Raw genomic sequence first — 26,157 nt, forward strand, 5'->3', positions numbered from 1 at the left:
GCAGGTATCAGGCAAATCGCTATTAAAGTAGGTGCTGACATGGAAGTGGTCAAAATATCACCAAGAGGTTACTGCTACGGAGTAGTGGACGCCATGGCACTAGCAATGCAAACGGCCAGGAATCCGGAATATCCACGGCCGATATATATATTGGGCATGATTGTGCATAATTCACATGTAACCGAATTTTTTAAAGAGGAACAGGGGATTATTACACTGGATGGCCCAAACCGTTTGGACATTCTTGAACAAGTTACGGAAGGTACAGTTATTTTTACGGCCCACGGTGTCTCGCCCGAAGTAAAGCGCAGAGCAAGAGAAAAAGGCCTTGCTGTTGTAGACGCCACATGTCCGGATGTGACAAAGACTCATGATTTAATCCGGGAAAAAGTTCCCCAGGGATATAAAGTTATTTATATCGGCAAAAAGGGACATCCGGAACCCGAAGGAGCCATTGGAATTGCTCCTGATGAGGTTTATCTGATTGAGACGCTGGAAGAAGCCGAAGCATTAGAACTGTCGGCGGACAAGATTATAATCACAAATCAGACTACAATGAGCCAATGGGATATCCGCCATATTATGAACAGGCTTGTTGAGAAATTCCCCCAGGCCGAGGTTCATAACGAGATATGCCTCGCTACTCAGGTAAGGCAGGAAGCTGTTGCGGAACAGGCTAAGGAAACCGACGTTGTTATTGTAGCAGGAGATCCCAAGAGCAATAACTCGAATAGGCTGGCTCAAGTCTCTGAAGAGATTGCCGGCGTGAAGGCTTACCGGATTGCGGATGTAACGGAATTGGTACCCGACTGGCTGATGACCGTTCGTAAAGTGGGTGTGACTTCAGGAGCATCCACACCAACGCCGATTACCAAAGAAGTCATTCAATATATAGAACAATTTGATCCGAAGAATCCTGATACTTGGAAGCCGGAACGGACAGTTAACATGAAAAGGCTGATCCCGGCTCCCAGAAGCAAATCGGTACGCTGAACGGGTACAGATGAGGCCGGAAGGACCGATTGCCGGATATAAAACTTTAGAGAAAAGCAGGCTGATGTACTGTTATGACATCAGCCTGCTTTTTTTCTTGAAAAGTCTTTTCGCCCGCTCATTATTTTGCAAAATCTCTCGAACTAATATCCGGAATCTCTTATACTGGGGTTAACTTTAAGAAGGCTTAGGAAAATTTCCGAAAACCAGGTTTGAAATTATATTCAATACAATTTAACATTTGTTCAAATTAATAAGGTATGATAAGCTTAATCTAACATGTTCTGATGAAAAGTCGGATAAAAAACGGGTGAATGAAGGGATGGAAGAGGGTAAAAACAGGAAAATAATCGAAGCCGCCAAATTGTATTACCTCATGGATTACAGCCAGCAGGAAATTGCCTCAAGACTGGGGGTATCCCGGCCTACAGTATCACGTATGCTTCAGCAGGCCAAGGAGGAAGGGATCGTGAAAATTCAGATCATGGATCCTTCAGAAGGTATAAGGCAGCTTGGGGAACAGCTTGAAACCGGATACGGGCTGAAAAAAGCGATCGTTGTATCTGTTCCCGTTTATGACGATCTTTTGATCAAGGAGCAGCTCGCCAAAACCGCAGCTACCTATTTACGTGAAATTGTTCAAGATGAGGACATTATTGGTACGACCTGGGGAACGACTTTGTACCAGGTTGCCCGGTATCTTGAACATAAGCCTGTTAAAGGCGTACAAGTGGTTCAGCTAAAGGGCGGGGTGAGCCATTCGGAACGCAATACTTATGCTTCCGAGATTATTCATTTGTTCGCAGAGGCGTTTGATGCTAAACCTTATCATTTGCCGCTCCCCGCTATTGTGGACCATGTCGTTGTCAAACAGGCTATTGAAGCTGACAGGCATATCAGGAGGGTTTTGGATATTGGTAAGCAGGCCAATATTGCGCTTTTCACTACAGGAGGGGCTCTTGCGGATTCCCTTGTATTTCAACTTGGCTATTTATCCGATGAGGATGTAAATAAGATCGTCGAGCACGCTGTAGGTGATATTTCCTCGCGGTTCTTTGACCGGGAGGGCCGTATCTGTCATCCGGAATTAAATGCGCGTACGATAGGAATTGAGCTGGATGACTTGAAGCAAAAAGAACATTCTATCCTTATTTCAGGCGGAGCACGTAAAATTGAAGGGATAAAAGGTGCACTGCGCGGTCAATATGCGAATACGCTGATCACGGATCAATATACTGCCAAGTTTTTACTGGATAATCAAGCAGAGAGAAAACAATAAAAAGGGAAAAGATTTTGCTTCAAATGCAAAGAATGGGTCGACTGTCTAAGGTCTGTCCTTTTTAATGGACGGACCTTTGATGTAGCAAGTTTAATGTATTTTTTTGGAATTATGCAAAAATAATAAATTAACAAAAGTTAATAAATGACCTATTAATTACTCGTAATCTGCTATATATGAGGTTTTATATATCATTTTTCTTTTAATTATTATATATGTTCAATTATGTATTTACAAATGTTCAAACTCTTGATATGCTAAACACAGAAGGGAAACTTCTCTTAATAAATCGTTTTGAAAGCGCCTCATGCTGAGTGTCTGGATACTTTCTTTTGAAACTTTTGCCAGGTATGTAAGAGGATAAAGTGGTAAAAACTAACAGAAGATTCATTTATCTGCGGCTATGTTGCTAGCGCTTTCCAAGCGGAATTTATAACTAGATTAAAATGGAGGAACAAAGCATGAATGTACTATTTGCCATAGCCGGTTTACTTCTAGTGTTTGTACTGGGCTACATGGTAAGTTACAATCGCAAAGGCATCCGGTTTAAACCGATTGTGCTGATGCTTATTACACAGCTTATCCTTTCTTTCATCATGCTGAATACTGAAATTGGGGTTGTGGTTATAGGATTTGTCTCCAAATTGTTCAGCGAGCTGATGGATTTCGGTATTGGCGGGGTCGAATTTGTGTTCGGAGGGTTACAGAACGAAGGAGCCTCGACATTTTTCTTAAACGTACTGCTGCCGATTATCTTTATTTCCATCCTGATCGGTATTTTGAATTTCTTTAAAATACTGCCGCTGATCATCAAATATGTGGGTTTGGCACTCAGTAAACTGAATGGTATGGGGAAGTTGGAAAACTACATCGCCATCTCATCTGCCTTCCTGGGGCAATCCGAAGTATTTCTTACCGCTAAAAAACAACTCGGACTAATTTCCAAGCGCCGGTTGTATACGCTATGTACATCTGCTATGAGTGCTGTTTCCATCGCGATTGTCGGTGCATATATGACCATGCTGGAACCTAAATATGTAGTTGTGGCAATTATTCTGAACATTTTTTCAGCTCTCATAATAGCGAATATAGTCAATCCTTATGAATTAAAAGATGAAGATGACTTGTATCTGGAAGAAGAAGATACGCATAAAATGGGATTTTTCCAGATGATTTCAGAAAGTATTATGGATGGCTTCAAGGTAGCCATCATCGTTGGAGCCATGCTGATGGGTTTTATTGCACTCATGAATATGATCGATTATATATTCAACTATACATTTGGGGTTTCATTCCAATCTATTCTGGGATATATTTTTGCGCCAATTGCTTTCGTTATGGGAATTCCTTGGAGTGAAGCCGTACAAGCCGGAAGTATTATGGCAACCAAGCTGGTTACGAATGAATTTGTGGCGATGATGAGCTTCCAGAACGTTGCAAGCGGGTTTTCCGCCAAAACTATGGGAATGGTATCCGTATTCCTTGTAAGTTTTGCGAACTTTAGCTCTGTCGGTATTATTACAGGTTCGGTAAAAGCGCTGAATGAAAAACAGGGCAACCATGTGGCAAACTTTGGGATGAAGCTGCTTTTCGGCTCGACATTAGCCTCTATTCTTTCGGCCACCATCATTGGCTTGTTCCTTTAATTGATCATATATATTTAAAAATTTCATTAGGAGGTAATAGGGAATGAGAATGGTAGACCTTATTGAAAAGAAACGTGACGGCGGGGAACTGACCAAGCAGGAGATTGATTTCATCATTGAGGGTTACACTAAAGGAGAAGTTCCCGATTATCAGATGTCTTCCTTCCTGATGGCTGTATTTTTCCGGGGAATGACTCCCGAAGAAACAGCGAACATGACAATGGCAATGGTGGAGTCAGGAGATCAAATTGATTTGTCTGCTATTGAAGGAATCAAGGTGGACAAACATAGTACAGGCGGTGTGGGAGATACCACTACCATCGTCTTAGCTCCCCTTGTAGCGGCAGTAGGAGTGCCTGTTGCGAAGTTGTCCGGCCACGGACTCGGGCATACGGGCGGTACCGTAGATAAGTTGGAATCCATTCCCGGATTCCATGCCGAGATTAATAATGAACAATTCATCAAACAGGTAAATGAACAAAAAATTGCCGTAACGGGCCCGACCGGAAACCTGACACCGGCTGACAAAAAGATTTATGGACTTCGTGATGTAACCGGAACGGTAAATTCGATTCCATTGATAGCAAGCTCTATCATGAGCAAAAAAATTGCATCCGGTTCGGACGCTATTGTTCTTGATGTAAAAGTGGGTTCCGGAGCTTTTATGAAGGACCTGAATGAAGCCAGAAAGCTAGCTAAGGCGATGGTTCAGATTGGAAACAGCGTAGGCCGTAATACAATGGCTGTGCTCTCTAATATGGATGAACCTTTAGGATTTGCCATAGGTAACGCATTGGAAATTAAAGAAGCGATTGATACTCTTAAGGGAGAGGGACCTGAAGACCTTCATGAACTGTGCCTGACTTTGGGCAGCAACATGGTTTATCTGGCGGGACATGCAAAGAGCGTTCAGGAAGCCCGTGAAATGCTGGAAGAAGTCATTCGTAACGGCAAAGCCCTGGAGATGTTCAAAACCTTCGTGAAAGCCCAAAGCGGTGACCCTTCGGTAATTGACGATCCGTTCAAGCTGCCGACAGCCAAATTCACATATGAAGTAGAAGCCAAAGAAGACGGAACAGTATCTGCCATTGTTGCGGATAGCATCGGAACGGCAGCTATGATTTTGGGTGCAGGACGTGCGACGAAAGAGTCTTCCATTGATCTTAGTGTGGGTCTTGTCCTCAGGAAAAAAATAGGAGATACTGTTAAAAAGGGAGAATCCCTTGTAACCATTCACAGCAACACGGAAGATGTGGAAGAGGTTAAACAACGTATTTATGATTCCTATACAATCGTTCAAGGACAAGTGGACCGTCCAACCTTGATTTACGACGAAATTCACGAATAAATGAAACCGTCTCATCAAACTGAATGATGAATGGGTTCAAATAACGAGATGCTATAAATCGGATAGCGGGAGGCCCTAATTTATGAATAAAAAGCAAATTGCCAGAATGATTGACCATACTTTGTTAAAACCCGAAGCCCAGAAGGCAGCTGTTATCAAGCTGGCCGAGGAGGCAAAAGCGTACAAATTCGCTTCGGTCTGTGTGAATCCTTCCATGGTAAAAACGGCTTATGGAGTACTAAAAGACACGCCGGAAGTGAAAGTGTGTACGGTTATCGGCTTCCCTCTCGGAGCCGCCACCCCTGAGGTAAAGGCATTTGAAACGAAAAATGCCATCGAGAACGGTGCAACCGAAGTTGATATAGTGATCAATATTGGTGCTTTGAAAGATAAAGACGATGAGCTTGTGGAGCGCGATATTCGTGCAGTAGTGGAAGCAGCCAAGGGCAATGCGTTAACTAAGGTGATCATTGAAACCTGCCTGCTTACGGATGAAGAAAAAATCCGTGCCTGTGAGCTTTCCGTGAAGGCTGGAGCCGATTTTGTGAAGACTTCAACCGGTTTCTCTACGGGCGGAGCTACCAAAGAAGATATTGCATTGATGCGCAAAACAGTTGGACCTGACATAGGTGTCAAGGCTTCAGGTGGTGTCCGCAGTTCGGCTGATGCCAAAGCAATGATCGAAGCAGGGGCAACCCGTATTGGTGCCAGTGCCAGTATTGCTATTGTTAATGGAGAAGTATCAGACTCGAATTATTGATAAGGAAAATATAATCGGCATTTGCCTCCCCTACCGCTTGGATATGCAAATGGCCGAAGAAAAAAAGCTTTTGTCCCGGGAGGGACAGAAGCTTTTTTTATACCTCTCTATATATCCCTCTTCTAGGCCTGGTTGGTTTACCAAAGGTCTAATTAAATAAACTAGAATACTGGATATAAACCCGAAAAAATACCCGAAAGAATAACAGAAATTCCTGTGCTGCAGAAAAATTTCTCTAAAAAGAGGGGTTTCATGTTTATGTAAATAAATCTAACATTATTTATAAAAAAACCTAACATAAGTATTGACGGCATTTAGGGGTGCGCATTATAATTACAAAAAAAGTCGTTTTCATAAACGGACAATTTTTATAAAAAATAAAAAAAATGTACGGGAACTGGGAGGATTTCGCCATGAGTACAGGCAAAATTCTGGATCTGATTAAGGAAAAAAAGGTGGAATGGGTGGATTTTCGCTTTGTGGATTTGGCAGGCAGAGCCCATCACATCACTACCCCGGCCCAGGAGGTAGACGAGGCCTGTTTTGAAAACGGAGTAGCCTTTGACGGGTCCTCCATTGTGGGTTTTAGGGGGATTGAAGAATCGGATATGGTTATGATGCCGGATCCCGATTCCTTTTTCCTGGATCCTTTCACTGACCATGTTACATTAAATATCATGTGTGACATTTATACTCCGGATGGCGAACGATATGACCGGGACCCGCGAGGAATTGCCCAAAAAGCTGAGCAATATCTGCAGCACGCAGGCGTAGCAACCACAGCTTATTTTGCCCCACAATCTGAATTTTTTATCTTCGATGAAGTCAGGTTTGAAACTAGCGAGAATACTTCCTTTTACAGTGTCGATTCAGAGGAGGGCCACTGGAATACCGGACGCAGGGAAGAAGGAGGAAATCTGGGATTTAAAGTTGCCAAAAAAGGCGGCTATGTCCCGGTTGCTCCGATTGACTCCCAGCAAGACATTCGTACTGAGATGTGCCGTTTGTTGATCGAATCCGGCCTGCGCGTGGAACGCCATCATCATGAAGTCGCTACGGCAGGGCAAGGTGAGATTAATGTCCGTTTTGATACGTTAACAAAAACGGCAGATAATCTGTTGAAATATAAATACATCGTACACAACACTGCGAGACAGTATGGGAAAGTGGCTACCTTCATGCCGAAACCTTTGTTTGGTGATAATGGCAGCGGTATGCATGTACATCAGAGTATTTTCAATGGAGATGAGCCTTTATTCTATGAAAAGGGCGGTTATGCAAATCTGAGCCAGGTGGCTTTATACTACATCGGAGGTATTCTCCATCACGCTCCTGCGCTTATTGCTTTGACGAACCCGAGTACGAACTCATATAAACGCCTGGTGCCTGGATATGAAGCGCCGGTCAATCTGGTTTTCTCCAAAGGAAACTGTTCGGCAGCGGTCCGGGTTCCCGTAGCCGCCGTTACTCCAAAAGGATGCCGTGTTGAATTCCGCACACCGGATTCCACAGCTAATCCCTATCTGGCTTTCTCCGCCATGCTGATGGCCGGCCTTGACGGTATAAAACGGAAAATCGATCCTACCACAATTGGGTGCGGACCATTGGACAAAAACATTTATGAGCTTTCAGCAGCAGAGAAGAAGGAAATCCGCAGTGTACCCGGTTCGCTTGAAGAAGCTTTGCTGGCACTGGAATCTGATTATGAATTCCTGCTGGAAGGCGGGGTATTTACCAAAAATTTTATTTACAACTACATTTCATTAAAACGCGAAGAAGCTAAAGAGGTGGCGATCCAGATTCATCCTCATGAATTCTCCCTTTATTTTGGCTGCTGATTCTATTATGATGAATGCCTCCCTCCCCCTTTTGAACTTTTTTCCTCTCAAAAGGGGTTTTTTTAAAACTAACCGCCCGACCTAGAAAGCCTCGGGCGGTTAATTCATTCGTATGAACTCAATTCCTTCTACCTCATCCAGGATAGTGATCAGAGTGGATTCTTTTACGGAAGGAGGCATTTTCAAATTCATTTCCAGGGAAATGCGGTATTCTTTGTTTTTCGGATATTCCACCTGATAATTCGTAACTTCTACCCCTTTTTGCTCCATGAGAGCGAAGATCTCCATTAAAGATTCTTTACGTTCATTGAGATGAATGGTCATTTTGGAAACGGATGGAATCATATGGGAGAGGCTGCGGTTCAAGATTTCCAGACCGATCAGGACAAGAATGGTGGCACTGAGTCCAATTCAATACAACCCTGCCCCAACGGTCAAGCCAATGCCTGATGTAGCCCACAAACCTGCAGCAGTGGTTAACCCGCGCACAGCTTGTCTTTGAACAATGATGGTTCCTGCTCCGAGGAACCCAATACCGCTCACCACCTGGGCGGCTACACGGCTGGCATCCAGTTCAACGCCGTCCACGTGCAGAACATCAAAAAAACCGTATTTGGATACCACCATAATAAGTGCACTTCCCACAGCTACCAGAAAGTGAGTACGAAGCCCAGCTTCTTTCAGACGGCTTTTCCGTTCAAATCCGATCATCGCGCCGAATACACCTGCTAATAACAACCTCAAAATCATATCAAATTGCACGACCTGCACCTGTTGTCCAACTCCCTTCTATTCCAACAGATATGAATTGGCCCCTGCCGTATACTATAATATATGCATATGATTCTTTACCCAATATTTCCTTATAATGAATACTGTTTTTTCTGTTAGAGATATTTGGGAAGACATGCCGGTTCATCCAATTTGATTCTGTATAGAAAGTTTCAGGCGGGCGGGGGTTGACGTTACCCCTGCCCGCCGCCAAGCTCGTACCGTTCCATTGCCCGGTACATCGGGGATTCGCCCAGCCGTGGATAGTAAAGGATTATTTCCTTTACTATCCACGGCCGGACGGCGTCCCGCGGCAAGTCCAATTCCAGGGCTTCCGCCCGGAAAGCGGACTTGCCTTGATACCGGCGGGCCACCGTGAGGTGGGGCCGGTAAGGCCGGGCTTCAGGCAGAAAGCCGAACGCCTCTACGGCGTTCTCTATCTCCGCCTGAAGCTGCTCCAGCCGGCCCGTGCCCCCGCGCACGCCGGCCCACAGCACCCGGGGAGAGCCGGGTGCACCCAAAATGCCGAGCCGGGAAAGCTCCAGCTCGAAGGGAGGGGTACGGCGGGCTATCTCCGCCAGTACGGGAGCCATGCGACCCGCCGTATCCGCGTCCACAGTACCCAGAAACTTAAGCGTCAGGTGATAATCGGCAGGATGGGTCCACTTGGGAATACCACTAGTATACCAATTTGCCGTTCTATTCATGGAAGGTGGGCCCTGAAAAAGTAAGATTTCTCTACTTGCTCACCTTTACAAATCTTGCTATGATAAACTTTAATACATAAAAGAACTAAAGGAGAGGATAGAGATGGGGAAGAGAGCTTATAATTTTAATGCAGGACCTGCAGCACTACCGATGGAAGTGCTGGAGCAGGCCCGGGATGAACTTTTGGATTACCGCGGAATCGGAATGTCCGTGATGGAAATTTCACACCGAAGCGCAGAGTACGAAGCTTTGAACGAAGAAACACAGCAGCTTTTTGCAGAATTGCTAGGTTTACCGGCACGATATCAGGTATTATTCTTGCAGGGTGGAGCCAGCACCCAATTCGCCATGATCCCCATGAATTTTCTAAAGTCTGGCAAGGTGGGCAGCTATGCCGTGAGCGGAGCCTGGGCAGAGAAAGCATTGAAGGAAGCAAAGCTGTTTGGAGAAACGGAGATTGCTGCCAGTTCCAAAGAGCAGTCATTCATGAGGATGCCTGATCTGGAATCGGTGAAACTTAGTCCTGATTCGGCCTACCTTCACATTACCTCCAACGAGACAATCGAAGGTTCCCAGTATGTCTCTTATCCCGAAACAGGTAAAATTCCGCTTATTGGCGATCTGTCCAGTGATATCCTGTGTCGTCCGGTAGATGTCTCTAAATTCGCTTTCATCTATGCCGGGGCACAAAAGAATCTGGGTCCATCCGGTGTTACCGTAGTGATTCTCCGAAAGGATCTGCTGGAAGAAGCGAATTCCTCTATACCGGTTATGTTCCGCTATGAAACGCATGCCAAGAATAATTCGCTATACAATACTCCGCCGGTTTATTCGGTTTATATAATGAACCTGGTTCTCAAATGGGTCAAATCCAAGGGAGGACTTGTTGAAATGGAAGTCTTTAACCGGGAGAAAACAGGGCTTATTTACGATGTAATCGACCGCAGTGGCGGGTTCTATAAAGGCTGTGTGGACAAGGGGAGCCGATCCATTATGAATTTGACGTTTCGCCTCCAGAATGAAGAACTGGAGAAACAATTCATCAAGGAATCCCAACAGCAGGGTTTTGTTGGCTTGAAGGGTCACCGTAGTGTCGGAGGACTGCGTGCGTCGACATATAATGCGGTACCCTATGAATCCTGCAAGGCGTTGGCTGAATTTATGCAGGAATTTCAGCGTCGGAACGGATAAAACAATCCCGCTTGCTATCCTCTCTATTAACTTCTTTATCGATGTATTCAATCGCCTGGATAGAATTTGCCTTTCCCTTTCCGAAGAGGGTGGAGGCTTTTTCCTGGTTATTCTGCATTGCGTTCCCGGGTGATGTGTACTACGATAAAGAGTAGAGGTGATGAGGCATCTATGGCTTTTCATATTGTACTCGTTGAGCCGGAAATTCCGGCTAATACGGGAAATATATCGCGGACTTGTGCAGCTACCGGAACTTATCTGCATCTCGTGCGGCCGCTGGGATTCAAGACCGATGATAAAACGCTTAAAAGAGCAGGTCTTGATTATTGGCCTTCTGTAAAGCTCGAGTACCACGATTCCTTTGAAGAAGTGGAACAAAAATATGCAGGACACAGGTTTTTCCTGGCTACGACCAAGGCTTCCAGGACCTATACTGATTTCGTTTTCCGGGACGGGGATTTTTTTGTGTTCGGGAAGGAAACGAAAGGATTGTCTCCAAATATTCTGGGGCAATATCCGGACACGAAGATGCGCCTACCGATGTCAAATGCTGTCCGGTCTCTAAATTTATCGAATTCGGCGGCTATTGTGCTTTATGAGGGGCTCCGGCAGATTGATTTTCCCGGACTTACTTAATCTGTAAGATTTTTTTGTTTTTGGGTTAATTTACATGTATTAACAGATGTTAGATGGCATGAAACCGTGAAAGTTAGCGAAAATACACATTTCTGTAACGCAAATAAACAATTTTGACGAATACAGAAGGATTTCCTGTAAAGATGGCGAATAACTAACATCAGATGAAGTATCCGTAGTGATTCCAGAAAGAGAGGATGTTCGTAATGATGAAACCAGCGGGTGTCGTTCGAAAAGTAGATCAATTGGGACGCATCGTTCTTCCTAAATCTCTCCGCAAAAGATATCAGATGAATGAAGGAGATCCGGTAGAAATTTTAGTTCAGGGTGACCATATTATTCTGGAAAGATATCGTCCGAAATGTGTATTTTGTGGGGAAATGGATCAGGTAAGCGAGTTCAAAGAGCGTCACATTTGTGCTAGCTGCCTAAGTGAAATGAATGCACTGAAAGAAAGAATGTAATAGAATACGATCAGCGGTACAGAATAATGCGTATAGCGGTTGTCCAGCAAAAAAGCATCGTTTTCCATAAGGAGAACGATGCTTTTTTGCTTGGATCCCTTTAAGAGGAAGCACTGAAGTCTCATAGAAAATGCTTTTTCTTCCTTTACTTAAAGACCCTTGGTTTTATCATCATTATAAGCTGCCGTTAAAATAGCGGTCAAAAACATAGCCATGACGATCATAACAATCCAAAAAGCAGATGACATATCAGGCACCTCCATGATGGCTTACAAGGCAAAATTGTCAATTACTTGTATTATACCTGTTTGTAACAAAAAAGAAAACGAATATAATGTGAAATTTTGGGAGATAACAATATTCTTTCTTTTCTTTACCAATCGTATAAAATGGTGCCCGTTTCTGAAAGGTCATATCCCCCTAAAGCCCTTAATTCATCTTTAAAAGATTGGGAAGACAGCACTTCCTGGACAGATGCCAGAAGGTGTTCGGTTTGGGGAGTTTTCGGGATAACCAGGTCATACTGTTCTGAAATCAGCGGAATAAAATCAACCGGAATTAAAGAAGCAATTCTTTCAATACCTATGCCTACATCCGCTTTATCTATGGAAACGGAAGTCGCAACACCGATATGATTGGTCATTTCCTGATCGTACCCTGTTACTCCGGAAGGATAGATACGCTGGAGGCGCAGCTGCTCATCAAGCAAAACCCTTGCTCCCGAGCCCCTCTCCCTGTTCATGATCCGGATATCTTTACGTTTTAAATCTTCCCAGGTATGGATTTGTAAAGGATTTCCCTTTTGCACATAGAAACCGGCGTTCCGGCGGAGAAGATGAATGACCTGAAAGGAGTGTCCTGTCAAGATTCGTTTGGCATAAGGGAGATTATATTCTCCGGTATCCCCGTCAAATAAATGTAAACTGACAATGCCCGCCTTGCCGTAAAACAATTCCATCAAACTGGTTAAGCTTCCATTATAAGCTCGAAGAAAAGATAGGTTACTTCGGCTTTCGAGCTGTTTTGCCAATAAGTCCAGGCTCATATCCTGTCCGCTAATAATAATGGGGGCCATCCCTTTTTGGGAAGTCCCGGCAGGCTGGAGAGCATCCCCGGAGGATATTCCTGTTCTGCCTTTGGGCAAGCCGGTTTTTGTACTTTGTATATAACGGTTCAAATCTTCCGCATCAACCCGGACTTGCCTTCCTACCCGGTAAGACGGGAGCTTTCCTTTTTTCATCAGGTCATATACGGTAAGCTTGGACACTTTCAGACGTTTTGCTACTTCTTCCGTTGTATAGGATACGGGTTCCGTCATGAAGCTGCCTCCTTCTTGAGATGATTGCCGGTCTGTTTCCCTTTCTTTTATTGTACCCCGTTTTACCCTTGAAAAAGAAGCTTTTCTTATGGAAGATTCAGTTTTCAGAATGTTTACTATTCTTGAAATTCTATCTTCTCCTTAATTTTTAAATATAATTAGTTATATCTTATTATAATCTGTTATAATTGATTATATGATCTAGTGAAATTGAATAGAAATATAGCAAAAGGACGGGATTTTTTCATGAAAAAGAAGTGCATTACTTTCATTTTGGCCCTAGTACTTGGAGTTTTATCGATTCTGGCAGGAGCCTGTTCCAAGTCAGGAGAGACTGATAATTCATCTGCTCCTGCATCTGACCGGCCTTCCGGGAATAAGGTTGAACTTACGATATCAGCGGCGGCTAGTTTGCAGGATGCGTTTAAGGAAATTCAAGAAAAATTCGAAAAGGAACAGCCCGGCATCAAGCTATCCTTTAATTATGGTGCTTCCGGAGCACTTCAAAAACAAATTGAACAAGGAGCCGCTGCGGATCTCTTTTTCTCGGCTGATGAGGACAAATTTGACCAGCTGCAGGAAAAAGGACTGCTGGATCCGGCAAAAAGTAAAAAGCTGCTCGCCAATGAGCTGGTTTTGGTTGTTCCCAAGGGTGCTAAGATTAAACCTGCGTCTTTACAGGACTTAACCAAAGAAGATATTAAACAGATTGCCATCGGTACTCCGGAATCCGTTCCGGCGGGAGCTTATGCAAAAGAGGCTTTGACGGACCAGCATGTATGGGACAAGATTCAGGCCAAACTTGTTATGGGCAAAGATGTCCGGCAAGTACTGTCTTACGTGGAAACAGGCAATGTAGAGGCAGGTCTGGTTTATTTAACAGATGCCAAATCATCAGATAAAGTAGAGGTGGCGGTAACGGCTTCAGAAGATTCCCACACGCCGATTATTTATCCGGCCGGCATGGCCAAAGAAACGAAGCATGCCAAGGAAGCGGACCTGTTCCTCCAATATACGCAAGGTAAGGAAGCGAAAGAGATTTTTACGAAGTACGGGTTTAAGGTGCAAGGATGAATATGGATTTTTGGTCCCCCATCCAGCTATCTATTCAGGTCTCTCTGCTTTCCACCCTCCTGGCCGGATGTTTAGGTACTTGGGTAGGAAAAGAAATGCAAAGACGCTCTTTCCGGGGGAAATCCGTTTTGGAAACCGTATTACTGCTTCCCCTTGTTCTGCCGCCGACAGTAGTAGGATTTGTTCTTATTGTCTGTTTTGGCAGACAGAGTCCGGTTGGCCGTGGAATTGAGGCATTTTTTGGACATCCTCTCATGTTTACCTGGTGGGCTTCCGTAATAGCTTCTGCTGTGGTAACTTTCCCCCTAATGTATCAGTCAGCCAAAGCCGGATTCGCCTCCACAGACAGACGTGTGGAGGAGGCGGCACGGGTAGACGGGGCTTCTGAATGGAAAGTATTCTGGAACGTAACCTTTCCCCAATCCTCTCCGGCTTTGGCCGGCGGGATTGTATTATGCTTTACAAGGGCACTTGGAGAATTTGGTGCTACTCTGATGTTCGCGGGAAACATTCCCGGACGGACTCAAACGGTTTCCACGGCTATTTACATGGCTTTTGACTCCGGGAATATGCGGTTGGCCTGGAACTGGGTACTGGTGATCGTCTTATTATCTTTCCTTTTGCTTAGCGGTTCAGGATGGATGAACCGGCAGCGGAATTGATTCCGCTGTATTTTTTTGCTTTGGATAGAAGTAAAAAGGATGCGGAAAGGGAAAGGTAAAGGACAACATCAGGTATGGATATTGGAGGAGGGCAGAGAACAGAACATGAAGCTTGATGCATTAATTATTGGAGGAGGCATAGCAGGGCTGCAAGGGGCTATCCAACTCGGCCGTTATGGATACAGGGTACTGGTTGTTGACGCGAATGAAGGGCGCTCCAGCATGTGCCGCTCTTATCATAATATTCTGGGATGGCCGGATGGCATAGGAGGCCCGGAACTCCGGGAATTGGGACGTATGCAGGCAGAACGCCTGGGTGTACGTTTTTTAAGGGGCTGGGCTTCCGATGCACAATCTATACCCGGAGGATTCCGGGTAAAGGTAGAGGGCCAGGAGCTTGAAGCCAAGACAATGCTGCTCGCAACCGGTGTAAAGGACCGCTTTCCCGAACTTCCCGGATTGCGCGGCTGCCTCGGCATAACCATCTATGTCTGCCCGGATTGTGATGCCTATGAAATCCGCGGCCGTTCCACCCTTGTACTTGGCTCCGGAGAAGTAGGTGCCCGTATGGCCCTGACGCTATCAAGATGGACCAACCGGCTGGTTTATCTGAATCACGAACAGAAGCCGGTTTCTGAGAATCTGCTCGGGGAATTGGAGCGTCGGGGCATTTCCCACCTTCCGGAGCAGGCCGAACGGGTCCTGTTGGAACCGGGTTCCTCCGGTCTTTTCCAGGGACTGATTCTCCGCGGCGGGAGGGTAATCGAGGCGGAAAGGGGCTTCATTGCCTTCGGGGGTAATGATGTCCGCTCTGATCTGGCCGCAAAGCTTGGAGCTACTCTCCATCAGAACCGGCACGTAGAGGTTGATCCGCGGACGAAGGAGACGTCTGTTAAGGGACTCTGGGCCGCGGGAGATATCGGAGTCCATGCCGAGCAGGTTACCGTTGCTATGGGGGAAGGGGCGATAGCAGCCATCTGGATGCATAAAGCATTGACTAAAATGGAGGAAGAGGGTTCCTGAGAACAGAGGTTTGAATGGAATACTTCCTTTTCTTACAGGAGGAATTTTCAGTCGTCATGAATGGTCCAGGGAAGACATTCCTTCCTCTCCCCGAAGCAGGCCCAAACACTCAAGTAAAGGAGCATACTCAACCAGGGCTTTTTTTCCGTCCGGGGAAAGTCGGTATGCACCTCTTCCAACCCGTTCAAACCAGCCGTAATGGTTATTCTGGAGAATTCTTTGCGTTTCCGCGTAACCGCTCAGCACCTTCAACTCTCTAGGGCTCATTTTTTCTACACTTTGCAAATGAAAGGCGCATACCAGGGCTTTTTGCCTGTAAGCCGGTACCAGTTTCTGCTTAGTGCTTCCTCCCTGGTTGAAGTCACCAAGTCTGTCCCTGAATTCTTTCGTCAGCCTGTTTAGTTTTCCTTTGCTGTGACGGGGTTTATAGGATTCAGGCTCGCATACGATCCCAACAACCGGTTTTTTCGTTTTATAGAACCTGACTGTCAGTAGGCCAAGCCCCAGACGCCCGCATAAATCCCTTATTTCTGACCATTTGGCTTGATAAGGAGCCTTGCCGTGAGCCGGCAATTCTACAGCCAGATAAACAAGACCAGTGAGCTTTAGCCGGTCGATTCCTTGTAATAATAGAGGAACCGTCAGGCTTTTTTTCAGTTCTACGATTATTGGCGGTCCATCCCCCTTCATGGCAACCAGATCGCAGTGTTTGACCTCTCCTTTGACCTCATATCCCCGCTGTTCCCAAAAATGTTTAACAGGCCCGTATAATTCCGTTTCACTTCGAATCGCCATGCTTTTTCCCAACTTTCCGTGCTGACTTGCTTTCTGCTTGCCAGTATATCATATCTGCCCGCTTTTTATTTTGATCCATAATTACAACCATCTCAAGGTCCTTAAGAAATTTATGCAAATTGCCGGTAAGAGGATGGCCAAATTTCGGGAAACTAATCCTACAAAGATGCATAGGTATGTAGTACGCTTCAAACTGCGGCTATGGAGGCCCCGCTTAAGAAGAGGGTTGATGCAGATGAGAGGAGGTACCCATGGATATTTTCAAGAGAATTTCGGAGTACCGGACGGAGAAGAATCAGCTGGCTTGGTCGGGCACATTTAAAGATTATATAGAGCTTGTACGGAAAAATCCGGCTATTACCATGACTGCGCATGCGCGCGTCTATGAGATGATTGCCTCTCATGGGTTCGAAAAGGAAAACGGATACCTGAGATACAAGTTTTTCGACCAGGAAATCTTCGGACTGAACCGGGCCATTGAAAAACTGGTGGAGGAGTATTTTCACTCCGCTGCCAAAAGGCTTGATGTGCGCAAACGGATTTTACTGTTAATGGGACCTGTCAGCGGGGGGAAATCCACATTGGTAACCATGTTAAAACGGGGACTTGAACAGTTTTCCAAAACAGATCTTGGCGCGGTATACGCGATCAAAGGATGTCCGATGCATGAGGAGCCTCTTCATTTGATTCCCCAAGAACTGAGGGCAGAGGTAGAAGAAGAGCTAAAAATCCGTATTGAAGGCTCATTGTGCCCCTCTTGTCAGATGAGACTGCAAACAGAATATGGCGGAGATATAGAAAAGGTGGAAGTGGAACGCGTGCTTATTTCTGAAGAAGGGCGCGTTGGTATTGGAACATTCAGCCCCTCTGACCCCAAATCCCAGGATATCGCCGACTTGACAGGTAGTATTGATTTTTCCACGATAACGGAGTACGGATCAGAATCTGATCCGAGAGCCTACCGGTTTGACGGGGAACTGAACAAGGCAAACCGGGGATTAATGGAGTTTCAGGAAATGCTGAAATGTGATGAGAAATTTTTATGGAACTTGCTATCCCTGACGCAGGAAGGCAACTTCAAAGCGGGCAGGTTTGCGCTAATTTCTGCCGATGAGCTCATTGTAGCTCATACAAATGAATCGGAATATAAATCTTTTATTTCAAATAAGAAAAATGAAGCGCTTCAGTCGCGGATGATTGTAATGCCCATTCCTTATAATTTAAGAGTAACGGATGAGGAAAAGATTTACGCCAAACTGATCAAACAAAGCGACATGTCCCACATTCACATAGCTCCCCATGCACTAAGAGCGGCCGCCATTTTCTCCATTTTGACACGTCTTAAAGAAACGAAGAAACAAGGGATGGATCTGCTGAAGAAAATGCGGATGTACAATGGAGAGTCCGTAGAAGGATATAAGGAAGCCGATCTAAAAGAAATGCAGCATGAGTTTACTGAAGAAGGTATGTCGGGAATCGACCCGAGGTATGTCATTAACCGCATTTCAAGTGCCTTAATCCGCCATGACCTTCAATGCATCAATGCACTGGATGTGCTGCGGGCACTTAAAGACGGACTTGATCAGCATCCCTCCATCACCAAGGATGAGCGGGAAAGGTATTTGAATTTCATTTCCATAGCACGCAAGGAATATGACGAACTGGCCAAGAAAGAAGTACAGAAGGCGTTCGTATATTCGTTTGAAGAATCCGCCTGGACACTTTTTGAAAATTACCTTGACAATATTGAAGCATACTGCCATTGGGGCAAAATTAAGGACCCCCTGACCGGAGAAGAAATGGATCCGGATGAGCGTCTGATGAGATCGATCGAAGAGCAGATCGGAATATCGGAAAACGCCAAAAAGGCGTTCCGGGAAGAAATTTTAATCCGCTTGTCCTCTTATTCCCGTAAAAAGAAAAAATTCAACTACAGCAGTCATGAACGCCTTCGTGAAGCAATAGAAAAAAAACTGTTCGCTGATCTCAAGGACATCGTGAAAATAACAACCTCAACGAAGACACCGGATGAAAAACAGCTTAAAAAGATCAATGAAGTAACGAAGCGTCTTATAGATGAGCACGGTTACTGCCCGGCCTGTGCAAATGAACTTCTGCGCTATGTGGGAAGTTTACTGAACCGGTAAAGGGCTTACAATCAGGAACTTGAAAGCGAAAAGGACCGAAGCGTGAACAAAGCCATTTCACACTGCGGTCCTGAACGGTGTAGTGACTGCTGAATCTTTTTTTACAACAAGAAGGATTTAACTTTGCTTTCTTCTTTTCCCAATCAGGCGGGTGACAAGCAACATGGTACCAGGCAGAGACCTGTTTTTGCGGTAAGCCAAATACTTGCCCTCCCATTTGGGAGAGTATTTATCTTTAAAACGGCGAAGTCCGCTGAAACTGTAAGTGTAGTTCACATTATTGAAAATGGCTGCAGCCACCCGTTCTGAGAAGAAGGCTTCCTGAGATTGGCCGACATTGGACAAAGGAGCCATCCCCATATTAAAGAACCGGTATCCTTTCTCTTTAGCCCATTCGAATAAATGGATGAACATGGCATCCATAATGCCGCTTGGTGAATCAGGGTAATAACGCATTAAATCAACGGAGAGGTACCCTTCCCGGTATACCGGCATCAGGCTCATGAAAGCCATCATTTTCCCGGCAGAATCCCTTAGTATGGCGATAGGTGCTTTCTCCAGGTAATGGCGGTCGAAATAGCCGAGTGAGTATCCCTTCTCTTTGCGTTTTCCGATGAAAGCATCGGAAACTTGTTTCAGCTCGCGGAACCATTCGTCGTCAAAAGGTGGTGTAACCAATTCAAATGTATACCCTTCCCGGTTAAAGCGGTTTTTTAACGCGCGCAGACCGGCACGTTTTTTTCCGGAGATGGTGAAGCTGCTTAAATCTATGATAGCCTCTTCCCCCAACTTGAAAAACCGGTATCCCAGATCGTGGTAAAGATACATATAATCATTTTCAATCTGATAAAAGACAACAATATAGCCCAGGCGATCGGCATCTTCCAAGAAGTCCTCCAAAATCCCCGGGAAGCTTTCAGGTTCCCCGGAGGGGTCTCCAAGAACAATAAGGCGCTTGCCGACTCTGGCAAATTGAAGCAAGGTCTTTCCGTCCTTCGAGAAGTAAAACTGTTTGTCACCCAGATAGCCGAGATGACTCAAGACATGTCCTCCGTGTTTTTCAAGGAAAGCCTCCAGCTTCCCATCATCGGAAGGTTCCCCTGGAATACCATGCTGCTTACGTTCGAACAGGAGCAGGGAAAAAGCGAAAAACACAATGACAAACAATGCGGATATGGCTACCATCCAGTGAATTTGCTGAACCGGCATAAAGACCACATCGGTCAGCTCAGATTCAAGTTCAGGGTCTTCGGCAAGCCATGTAAAGATAATAGCCAGGTTGTAGTAGACATATTCCAGCAGGATCAAAAGAAGCAGATAACCAATCAAGCTGGGGATAGTCATCACAGAGCGCTGGCGGTTGAATTTGTTTCTCAGTAAAAATAATACAATCCCGATGAGAACTAATACAACGGCAAGGTTGAATGTGAAGGAGGCGGCGACACTGAAGAACGCTGCGCCGGCCAAAGCCTGAATGGACATGTTGTAAGCTCTTTTGGTTCTCCGGTAGATCCCTCTTGCCGATAAGATCAGGGCAATTCCGCATCCCAGAGTGATGGCGTCGGATAAGACCGTAAACCACCCGGGCGAGAACGAACGGATAAAGAGGTCCAAATCCTCATCAATAGGCATGACCATATAGAGAATCGTCAGAACCCCGCCGAAAAAAATCAGGACAGATAAAGACCAGTATCCAAGCTTGCTGAGAATGGAACGCTGAAAAGTCCAGAGAACGCCTCCAGCTTCCATCGTTTGGCGGACTACCCGGTTTTCCTCAATGTTTTTCATGACCACGCCAGCCATTTCGAAGGCCGCCATAATGAGTCCGATTCCAAACGGAATAAGATAATAACACAGACGGTACAGGAGCAGGGCAGACAAAACAGTCCCTTTGTCAATACCGTAGCTGGTAATGCCGATAATGTAGACAAGGTCAAATGATCCCAGGCCCCCGGGAACCAGACTGATCAGACCGGCTACCGCTGCAAGAACGAACGTACCGATGGCAGCGGGAAAAGGAACGTCAATACCGGTCAGATGGATAATTACATAGGAAGTAATTCCGGCGGAAAACCATTCGATAAAGGAGACCAGTGTATACATGGTCGTTACTTTGGCTGAATTGGTCTCCCGCCCTTTAAATTTGGAGAAGAGGATGTAGGCGGGAAGGAACGCGAAGACGCCCACAACCGGGATCCACAGCCACTTTTCACTATGAAGAATAGACCTTGCCGGAAAAACGTCCACAATGACCAATAGTGACAACAAGGAAAGCCCGCTCATAAGAGACGGGGCCATCCAGGCAATGGAACGGATCAACTGGGGGCTGTCTTTAGTATGCTCGCGAAATAACACAGCGCGAAGACTCGCTCCAGCCAAACCTCTGAATCCAAGGACTCCGTTAAACGAATTGGCAATCCAGGAAACACGGAATATTTTCCAAACCGAAACTTTAAGCTTTAAAGCCCGGATCAAAATATAATCATAAAAGAACATGGTTGAAACGGCTATAAGTCCCACAGCGACAGCCAGATAGAAACCGCCTTGGGGTATCTGATTGATAGCAGCAATGGACTCCTTAATGGATAATCCGGCTAGCTCTTTTTTTCCCTGGTAAAAGACAAAAAGCAGAAGCACGATAGGAAATGCGATTTTAGCTACACGCATCCAAGGAAACTTGGAGGACATCCGATTACCTTCTTTCATACGTAACTGCATATACTTAATCGTTCCCATTTTTCAATTGAAACAAAACGAACATAGGAAGTTATGTTGAAAAATGGACGGGGATTGATTTACATGAAACGGCATCCTAATAGCCTGTCTTCAAAATCCTGAAAACAGGGTAGAAATTATTATACATAAGTATGGAGAAAAGTAGAACGAAAAAATAGACAAAACGGTAACAAATAGGTAACAGGGTCGGAAATTTTTTGAAAAGATGTGATAGAAAAACATAAAAGAGAAATGATTTTATGGGAAACGGACTTTAATCTTTATCCAAGAATATAGTTTACTCTATAATGGAAAGGGAAAAATACCGATATACACTTTAAGGATCAAGAAGATTCCGGTATTTTTGGGCAGAAGACGAAGGAGGCCTGATTAAGATGCGCGGAAACCAAGAACAGATACTTAAATTCGGCACCAAAGTCATCGTAAATGACCCCAAATTATACTCTTATAAAGACAGGGGTAAAGTTAAAACCATTGCCAGCATTACATCTTCGGGTATTCAGTATATAGTGGAATTAGAGTCTGGCATAGAATCTTTATACTATAAGTCCCAGTTAAAGAAAAGAAGATAATACGAATGAAATTATCTTTTCACGTAATTGAAAATCGTCTAAAGATGAATCAGGCGGTTTTTTTGTTTATTTAGAAACCGGTAGGCTTCCGTACTTAGGAATCTCGTGACTTTTAGTCATGAGAGGTTCAAACGGTTTACAAAAAGAGGAAAGCAGCGTATACTAAGCGTAATAAAGTTTCCTTGGAGCAACAAAATTGAATATGGAAAAAAAGAGAATCATTCTCAATTATCATGCTGCCTCCGGCCCCGGAGGCAGCATGAGTCGTTTTAAGGGGCTTAAAAATGAAATTCATTATCAAATAAAAGGAGATGGGAGATATGACTGCTATAGATATGGGTAAGGTTAATCCTGATTCCGAACATAAAAACAATTCCGGCAAACGCTCTTTCCGGAAAGCCTTATGGGAGGAACCGGAAGTACTCACAGCTCTTCTGTGCGGAGGATGCCTTGTACTCGCCTGGGCAATATCCGGATTTTCTGCTTTGTTCTCTACATTCTTGTATGGACTTTCTCTTGTGGCAGGGGGATTTGGCAAAGCGAAAGAAGGACTGGTAACCCTGATCAGGGAGAAGGACCTTGACGTCAACTTGCTGATGGTCTTTGCGGCAATTGGAGCCTGCACGATTGGCTATTGGGCGGAAGGAGCTGTTCTGATTTTTATTTTTGCCGTAAGTGGTGCTTTGGAAAGCTATACAATGGGGCGCAGTTCCAAAGATATTTCGGCTTTGATGGAGCTAAAACCGGAGACGGCCATTTTGTATTCTGATGGTCATGAGACTGAAGTGCCGATTGAACAACTTCAAATGGGAAACCTGATTTTGGTAAGGCCAGGGGAACGGGTTCCAGCTGACGGACGGATCAGTGAAGGGCAGTCATTTGTAAATGAGTCTTCCCTCACCGGGGAATCAGAGCCGGTTGATAAGACAGTCGGCGACGATGTCTTTGCGGGGACGTTAAACGGGCAAGGAGCCTTGTTTGTGGAAGTAACCCGGACAAGTGAAAGCAGTCTATTCAGCAAAATAATCAAACTGGTGCAGGAAGCTCAAAGTGAGAAACCTGCTTCCCAGCAGTTTATTGAGAAATTTGAACACAGGTATGCAAAAGTAATTGTGGCCGTTACGCTGATGATGATCCTTATTCCTCCCTTATTACTGAAATGGACTCTGGAAGATACCTTTTATAAGGCTATGGTATTTCTTGTAGTGGCTTCGCCTTGTGCCCTTGTTGCTTCTATCATGCCGGCTATATTATCTGCTGTATCGAACGGAGCACGGAAGGGACTTCTCATGAAAGGAGGGGCCTATCTGGAGCTATTGGCGGATACAAGGGTAGTTACCTTTGATAAAACCGGGACTTTGACAATGGGAAAACTTAAGGTTACGGATTTGATTCCCCTGGGACGCCGGACGGAAGAGGAGGTACTTCAAATTACAGCTTCCGTTGAAAGCCTGTCCGAGCATCCTATTGCCAAAGCGATCATTCAGGAAGCGAAATTACGGAAATTGCCTGTGGAACATTCGGCAGGACTTCAAGCCATAACGGGAAGCGGGGTGGAAGCAAGATACAGAGGCAGCAGATGGAAAGCAGGTAAACCGGATTTTGCGGAACCTTCTCATCTGTCAGAAGAGTTGAAAGATCAAATTACCGCTCTTCAAAATAGCGGCAAGACGGTTATCGTGCTGGACGGGGAGAAAGAAGCGGCTGCCCTGATCGCACTTCAAGACCAGATCCGGCCTGAAGCTAAGCAAACAGTGGCCCATCTTAAGGCGCTTGGCATCCGTTGCGTGATGCTCACCGGAGATCAGCCGAGAACAGCGGATGCCATCGGCAGCGAAGCCGGAGTGGATGAGGTATATGCCGAATTACTCCCGGAACAAAAACTGGATATGATCAAACAACTCCGGGAGCAGTATGGCCACGTAGTGATGATCGGTGACGGGGTCAACGACGCACCCGCTTTAGCAGGGGCCACTGTTGGAATTGCCATGGGGGCTGCTGGAAGCGATGCGGCCTTGGAGACGGCAGACGTAGTTCTAATGAATGATGAAATCTGCCGCATAGAAGACGCTGTACGGCTTGGCAAACGGACCAGCCGCATTGTTAAGCAGAATCTCGTGTTTGCCGTTGCTGTAATCTCCCTCCTGATTGTCTCCAATTTTACTGCCGGCATTCCTCTTCCGCTTGGAGTTATCGGGCATGAAGGGAGCACCATTCTCGTCATTCTGAATGGACTCCGATTACTAAGATAAGAGGATTAAGAGGCACAACCGGAAATAAAAATTAAACAGGAAGGGATAAAATCCTCTGAAATGATGGTTTCTAATCGTGATCGAAAAGAAGAAAGAACTGTTCAGGGGCGGAAGGATTCGGATGATATATGAAAAAGTGGCTAATGATAGGGAGCGTATCGGCTCCCTTTTTTGTGTTGATGATTTTAGTTATTTTGATTATAGGTATTTTTGGCGGTACTAAAGCTAGAGAAGAAGAAAACAAAAGTAATAGTGGAATGTATGTTTGTTCACCTACAGGAGAAGAGATAAACAAAGAAATGTGGGGGACTGCTTTTTCTCAGGCAGGTTCTTAGGGATAAGGCGAATAAATACATTGAAATAGCGGAAAAACAAGGAATTGATCCTGTGCTGTTTGCAGCAATATCTCTACATGAAACCGCATGGGGAAAAAGTTCTGCTGTTACAAAAATAATCCTGGTGGACTTATGTCGTCTTCCGGTCTAATGGTTTTTCCAACCTTGGACGATGGATTGGAAACTGATGCTAGACTTTAAATTGGACACAGAGAACTGAGAGTGCGACAATAAAAACATTCATAATCGAGGTGTCCGACATGACGAAAAAGTATGACAAGGAGTTCAAACTTCAATCCGTAAGACTTATCCAGGAAGACGGAAAATCGGTGGCGCAGGTAGCCCGGGAAATGGGCTTGCATGAGAACACGCTTTACCGCTGGATCGCGGAATTTAAGAACGCTGGCAACCAGCCGTCACCTATACGTTTCCCCTATAAATATGTGAGCATGCAGGAATAAGTGTTACTTCGCTAAAGATAAGGACTTCGTATAGGGGTACCCGCCTATTTTAATTTTCATTGATATATTCGAGAGTATGGGATCGCCCGAATAGCTTTTACTAATGTCATTTAGTTGAACTAACATTTATATCTACCTTTCTTTGTAAATATTGGCCACTTTTTCATGAATCTAATCCAACAAGAGGTCTATATAGATATTCATCTCAATTTTTTTCTTTAGAACGCAAAAAGACGCCGAATAAACCGGCGTCTAGTAATTGCTTAGTATTTAATCAAAATGTAGAAACAATTTAAGGATTTTCTACAAATTCTAAAATAAAAAAGACAAAAAGCTTCCGGTAGCTGTTCTCTATATGAAGTTTGCTTAAAAAAGGACAGACTGATCCCGTTGCAAGCAAATCTCCTAGATGTAAATATGACTTTACTTCTTTTTCTACACTTCTGAAAACAGTTTCCATGGCTTTTTGCCTCCCTTCTTACTAAATAGTTTTATCTATTTTAATATATATTGATAAAAAAAGCAATCCATCTGAGGGTCTGTTATTGGCATTGTACTAATATAAAACATAACTTTACCTGTGGAACCACCAGTAATATTGCAAATTAAGCAAAAGATTTTACAACACCTTATTCCATTGAATTTCCTGATTGCGGAAAAAAAATAAAGAGCTCTCTTCAGCTATCCTGTCGGTTCAATAAAATCAGTATCATAAACGGACGTTTACGTTTATGGGGCTGATAATCACTTAATCAAGATACAACTTATTTGTGTCTATTCTTAGAACTAAAACTCATTCCTAAAAACAAAGTAACATTTTTGTTGGTGCTAATATAGGGTTAAAGGCAACTTTTAGCAGGTGATGAATGATGCACTTACAAAATTTGGATTAGAAAAGATTTATAAAGAAAAATTGACCGGAACCAGATATAAGGATTGATTTAACTTGAGTGTGAAAGAACTGCTGACACCAGAGGAAATATTAAACCTTAAAAATTTATCGGAATTTGAATTTACTTCCTATAACAATCTATCAGACTATGATATTGAGGGAATGTTATCCAGTCTTCTATAATCCAATTGGTTATAGTCATTTAATTTCATCCTGGGAATCCTGGGACATGCCCTCTCCTGCTTGAACCGCCCCT

Annotated in this window: 22 protein-coding genes and 2 pseudogenes; 17 read left to right on the top strand and 7 right to left on the bottom strand. The window is 44.6% G+C overall.

Annotated features, from left to right (window positions below; translation table 11 throughout):
• The first annotated feature begins 39 nt into the window (after window positions 1-39).
• From BXP28_RS20430 to glnA, 6 genes are all read left to right on the top strand, one after another.
• Complete coding sequence (locus BXP28_RS20430; protein ID WP_036657530.1) at window positions 40-993, top strand: 4-hydroxy-3-methylbut-2-enyl diphosphate reductase; 954 nt, start codon at window positions 40-42, stop codon at window positions 991-993.
• Between the two features lie 322 nt (window positions 994-1,315).
• Window positions 1,316-2,272, top strand: a complete 957-nt coding sequence (gene deoR / locus BXP28_RS20435; protein WP_036656054.1) for a DNA-binding transcriptional repressor DeoR — start codon at window positions 1,316-1,318, stop codon at window positions 2,270-2,272.
• A 461-nt stretch (window positions 2,273-2,733) separates the two neighbouring features.
• Window positions 2,734-3,918 (top strand): NupC/NupG family nucleoside CNT transporter, encoded by a 1,185-nt coding sequence (locus BXP28_RS20440; protein ID WP_036656057.1) that lies wholly within the window; start codon window positions 2,734-2,736, stop codon window positions 3,916-3,918.
• 43 nt (window positions 3,919-3,961) lie between these two features.
• On the top strand, window positions 3,962-5,266 hold the full coding sequence (locus BXP28_RS20445) for a pyrimidine-nucleoside phosphorylase (RefSeq protein ID WP_036656058.1): 1,305 nt from the start codon (window positions 3,962-3,964) through the stop codon (window positions 5,264-5,266).
• A gap of 82 nt (window positions 5,267-5,348) precedes the next feature.
• Window positions 5,349-6,026, top strand: coding sequence for a deoxyribose-phosphate aldolase (gene deoC, locus BXP28_RS20450; RefSeq protein WP_023483789.1), 678 nt, complete (start codon window positions 5,349-5,351; stop codon window positions 6,024-6,026).
• A 413-nt stretch (window positions 6,027-6,439) separates the two neighbouring features.
• A complete protein-coding gene (gene glnA, locus BXP28_RS20455; RefSeq protein WP_036656060.1) occupies window positions 6,440-7,864 on the top strand; it encodes a type I glutamate--ammonia ligase in 1,425 nt (474 codons plus the stop codon).
• A 99-nt stretch (window positions 7,865-7,963) separates the two neighbouring features.
• Here glnA and BXP28_RS25675 read toward each other — a convergent pair whose 3' ends face one another.
• The 3 genes and pseudogenes from BXP28_RS25675 to thpR all read right to left on the bottom strand — a co-directional run bounded on the left by BXP28_RS25675 (window position 7,964) and on the right by thpR (window position 9,342).
• Entirely contained in the window at window positions 7,964-8,209 is a 246-nt protein-coding gene (locus BXP28_RS25675) for a hypothetical protein (protein ID WP_096761275.1), read from the bottom strand.
• A 69-nt stretch (window positions 8,210-8,278) separates the two neighbouring features.
• Window positions 8,279-8,614: pseudogene (locus BXP28_RS25680) on the bottom strand (MgtC/SapB family protein); the annotation flags it as partial.
• 215 nt (window positions 8,615-8,829) lie between these two features.
• Window positions 8,830-9,342, bottom strand: a complete 513-nt coding sequence (gene thpR, locus BXP28_RS20465) for an RNA 2',3'-cyclic phosphodiesterase (RefSeq protein WP_046655068.1) — start codon at window positions 9,340-9,342, stop codon at window positions 8,830-8,832.
• Window positions 9,343-9,445: 103 nt separating this feature from the next.
• Between thpR and serC the strand changes: the two genes are divergently transcribed.
• From serC to BXP28_RS20480, 3 genes are all read left to right on the top strand, one after another.
• Window positions 9,446-10,534, top strand: coding sequence for a 3-phosphoserine/phosphohydroxythreonine transaminase (serC, locus tag BXP28_RS20470; RefSeq protein WP_036656062.1), 1,089 nt, complete (start codon window positions 9,446-9,448; stop codon window positions 10,532-10,534).
• Window positions 10,535-10,705: 171 nt separating this feature from the next.
• Window positions 10,706-11,170: a tRNA (uridine(34)/cytosine(34)/5-carboxymethylaminomethyluridine(34)-2'-O)-methyltransferase TrmL gene (gene trmL / locus BXP28_RS20475; RefSeq protein WP_023483794.1), complete on the top strand. Its 465-nt coding sequence runs from the start codon at window positions 10,706-10,708 to the stop codon at window positions 11,168-11,170.
• A 209-nt stretch (window positions 11,171-11,379) separates the two neighbouring features.
• Window positions 11,380-11,634 carry an AbrB/MazE/SpoVT family DNA-binding domain-containing protein gene (locus BXP28_RS20480; protein ID WP_172423835.1) on the top strand — a complete coding sequence of 85 codons (255 nt, stop codon included), beginning with the start codon at window positions 11,380-11,382 and terminating at the stop codon, window positions 11,632-11,634.
• A gap of 373 nt (window positions 11,635-12,007) precedes the next feature.
• On the opposite strand, the gene BXP28_RS20485 is transcribed toward BXP28_RS20480, so the two are convergent.
• On the bottom strand, window positions 12,008-12,952 hold the full coding sequence (locus BXP28_RS20485; protein ID WP_023483796.1) for a substrate-binding domain-containing protein: 945 nt from the start codon (window positions 12,950-12,952) through the stop codon (window positions 12,008-12,010).
• 246 nt (window positions 12,953-13,198) lie between these two features.
• Between BXP28_RS20485 and modA the strand changes: the two genes are divergently transcribed.
• The 3 genes from modA to BXP28_RS20500 all read left to right on the top strand — a co-directional run bounded on the left by modA (window position 13,199) and on the right by BXP28_RS20500 (window position 15,711).
• Window positions 13,199-14,026, top strand: coding sequence for a molybdate ABC transporter substrate-binding protein (modA, locus tag BXP28_RS20490; protein WP_040931812.1), 828 nt, complete (start codon window positions 13,199-13,201; stop codon window positions 14,024-14,026).
• Window positions 14,023-14,688 carry a molybdate ABC transporter permease subunit gene (gene modB, locus BXP28_RS20495; protein WP_023483798.1) on the top strand — a complete coding sequence of 222 codons (666 nt, stop codon included), beginning with the start codon at window positions 14,023-14,025 and terminating at the stop codon, window positions 14,686-14,688. The genes modA and modB overlap by 4 nt, the downstream gene beginning before the upstream one ends.
• A 105-nt stretch (window positions 14,689-14,793) precedes the next feature.
• Entirely contained in the window at window positions 14,794-15,711 is a 918-nt protein-coding gene (locus tag BXP28_RS20500) for an NAD(P)/FAD-dependent oxidoreductase (RefSeq protein WP_036657535.1), read from the top strand.
• A 54-nt stretch (window positions 15,712-15,765) separates the two neighbouring features.
• Here BXP28_RS20500 and BXP28_RS20505 read toward each other — a convergent pair whose 3' ends face one another.
• Window positions 15,766-16,506 (bottom strand): DUF2161 family putative PD-(D/E)XK-type phosphodiesterase, encoded by a 741-nt coding sequence (locus BXP28_RS20505; protein ID WP_023483800.1) that lies wholly within the window; start codon window positions 16,504-16,506, stop codon window positions 15,766-15,768.
• Window positions 16,507-16,757: 251 nt separating this feature from the next.
• Here BXP28_RS20505 and BXP28_RS20515 point away from each other — a divergent pair, with 251 nt between their 5' ends.
• Window positions 16,758-18,653 carry a PrkA family serine protein kinase gene (locus BXP28_RS20515; RefSeq protein WP_024095175.1) on the top strand — a complete coding sequence of 632 codons (1,896 nt, stop codon included), beginning with the start codon at window positions 16,758-16,760 and terminating at the stop codon, window positions 18,651-18,653.
• A gap of 117 nt (window positions 18,654-18,770) precedes the next feature.
• Here BXP28_RS20515 and mprF read toward each other — a convergent pair whose 3' ends face one another.
• On the bottom strand, window positions 18,771-21,341 hold the full coding sequence (mprF, locus tag BXP28_RS20520) for a bifunctional lysylphosphatidylglycerol flippase/synthetase MprF (RefSeq protein ID WP_077585189.1): 2,571 nt from the start codon (window positions 21,339-21,341) through the stop codon (window positions 18,771-18,773).
• Window positions 21,342-21,763: 422 nt separating this feature from the next.
• Between mprF and BXP28_RS20525 the strand changes: the two genes are divergently transcribed.
• From BXP28_RS20525 to BXP28_RS20540, 4 genes and pseudogenes are all read left to right on the top strand, one after another.
• Entirely contained in the window at window positions 21,764-21,961 is a 198-nt protein-coding gene (locus tag BXP28_RS20525) for a hypothetical protein (protein ID WP_024095174.1), read from the top strand.
• Window positions 21,962-22,281: 320 nt separating this feature from the next.
• Entirely contained in the window at window positions 22,282-24,213 is a 1,932-nt protein-coding gene (locus tag BXP28_RS20530; protein WP_235430697.1) for a heavy metal translocating P-type ATPase, read from the top strand.
• A gap of 128 nt (window positions 24,214-24,341) precedes the next feature.
• Entirely contained in the window at window positions 24,342-24,548 is a 207-nt protein-coding gene (locus BXP28_RS24695) for a hypothetical protein (protein WP_024095172.1), read from the top strand.
• Window positions 24,549-24,808: 260 nt separating this feature from the next.
• Window positions 24,809-24,946, top strand: a pseudogene (locus BXP28_RS20540) (transposase); the annotation flags it as partial.
• Window positions 24,947-25,301: 355 nt separating this feature from the next.
• Here BXP28_RS20540 and BXP28_RS23390 read toward each other — a convergent pair.
• Complete coding sequence (locus tag BXP28_RS23390) at window positions 25,302-25,469, bottom strand: hypothetical protein (protein WP_167552509.1); 168 nt, start codon at window positions 25,467-25,469, stop codon at window positions 25,302-25,304.
• Window positions 25,470-26,157 lie beyond the last annotated feature (688 nt).

Source organism: Paenibacillus larvae subsp. larvae, from assembly GCF_002003265.1.
Classification (GTDB): Bacteria; Bacillota; Bacilli; order Paenibacillales; family NBRC-103111; genus Paenibacillus_H; species Paenibacillus_H larvae.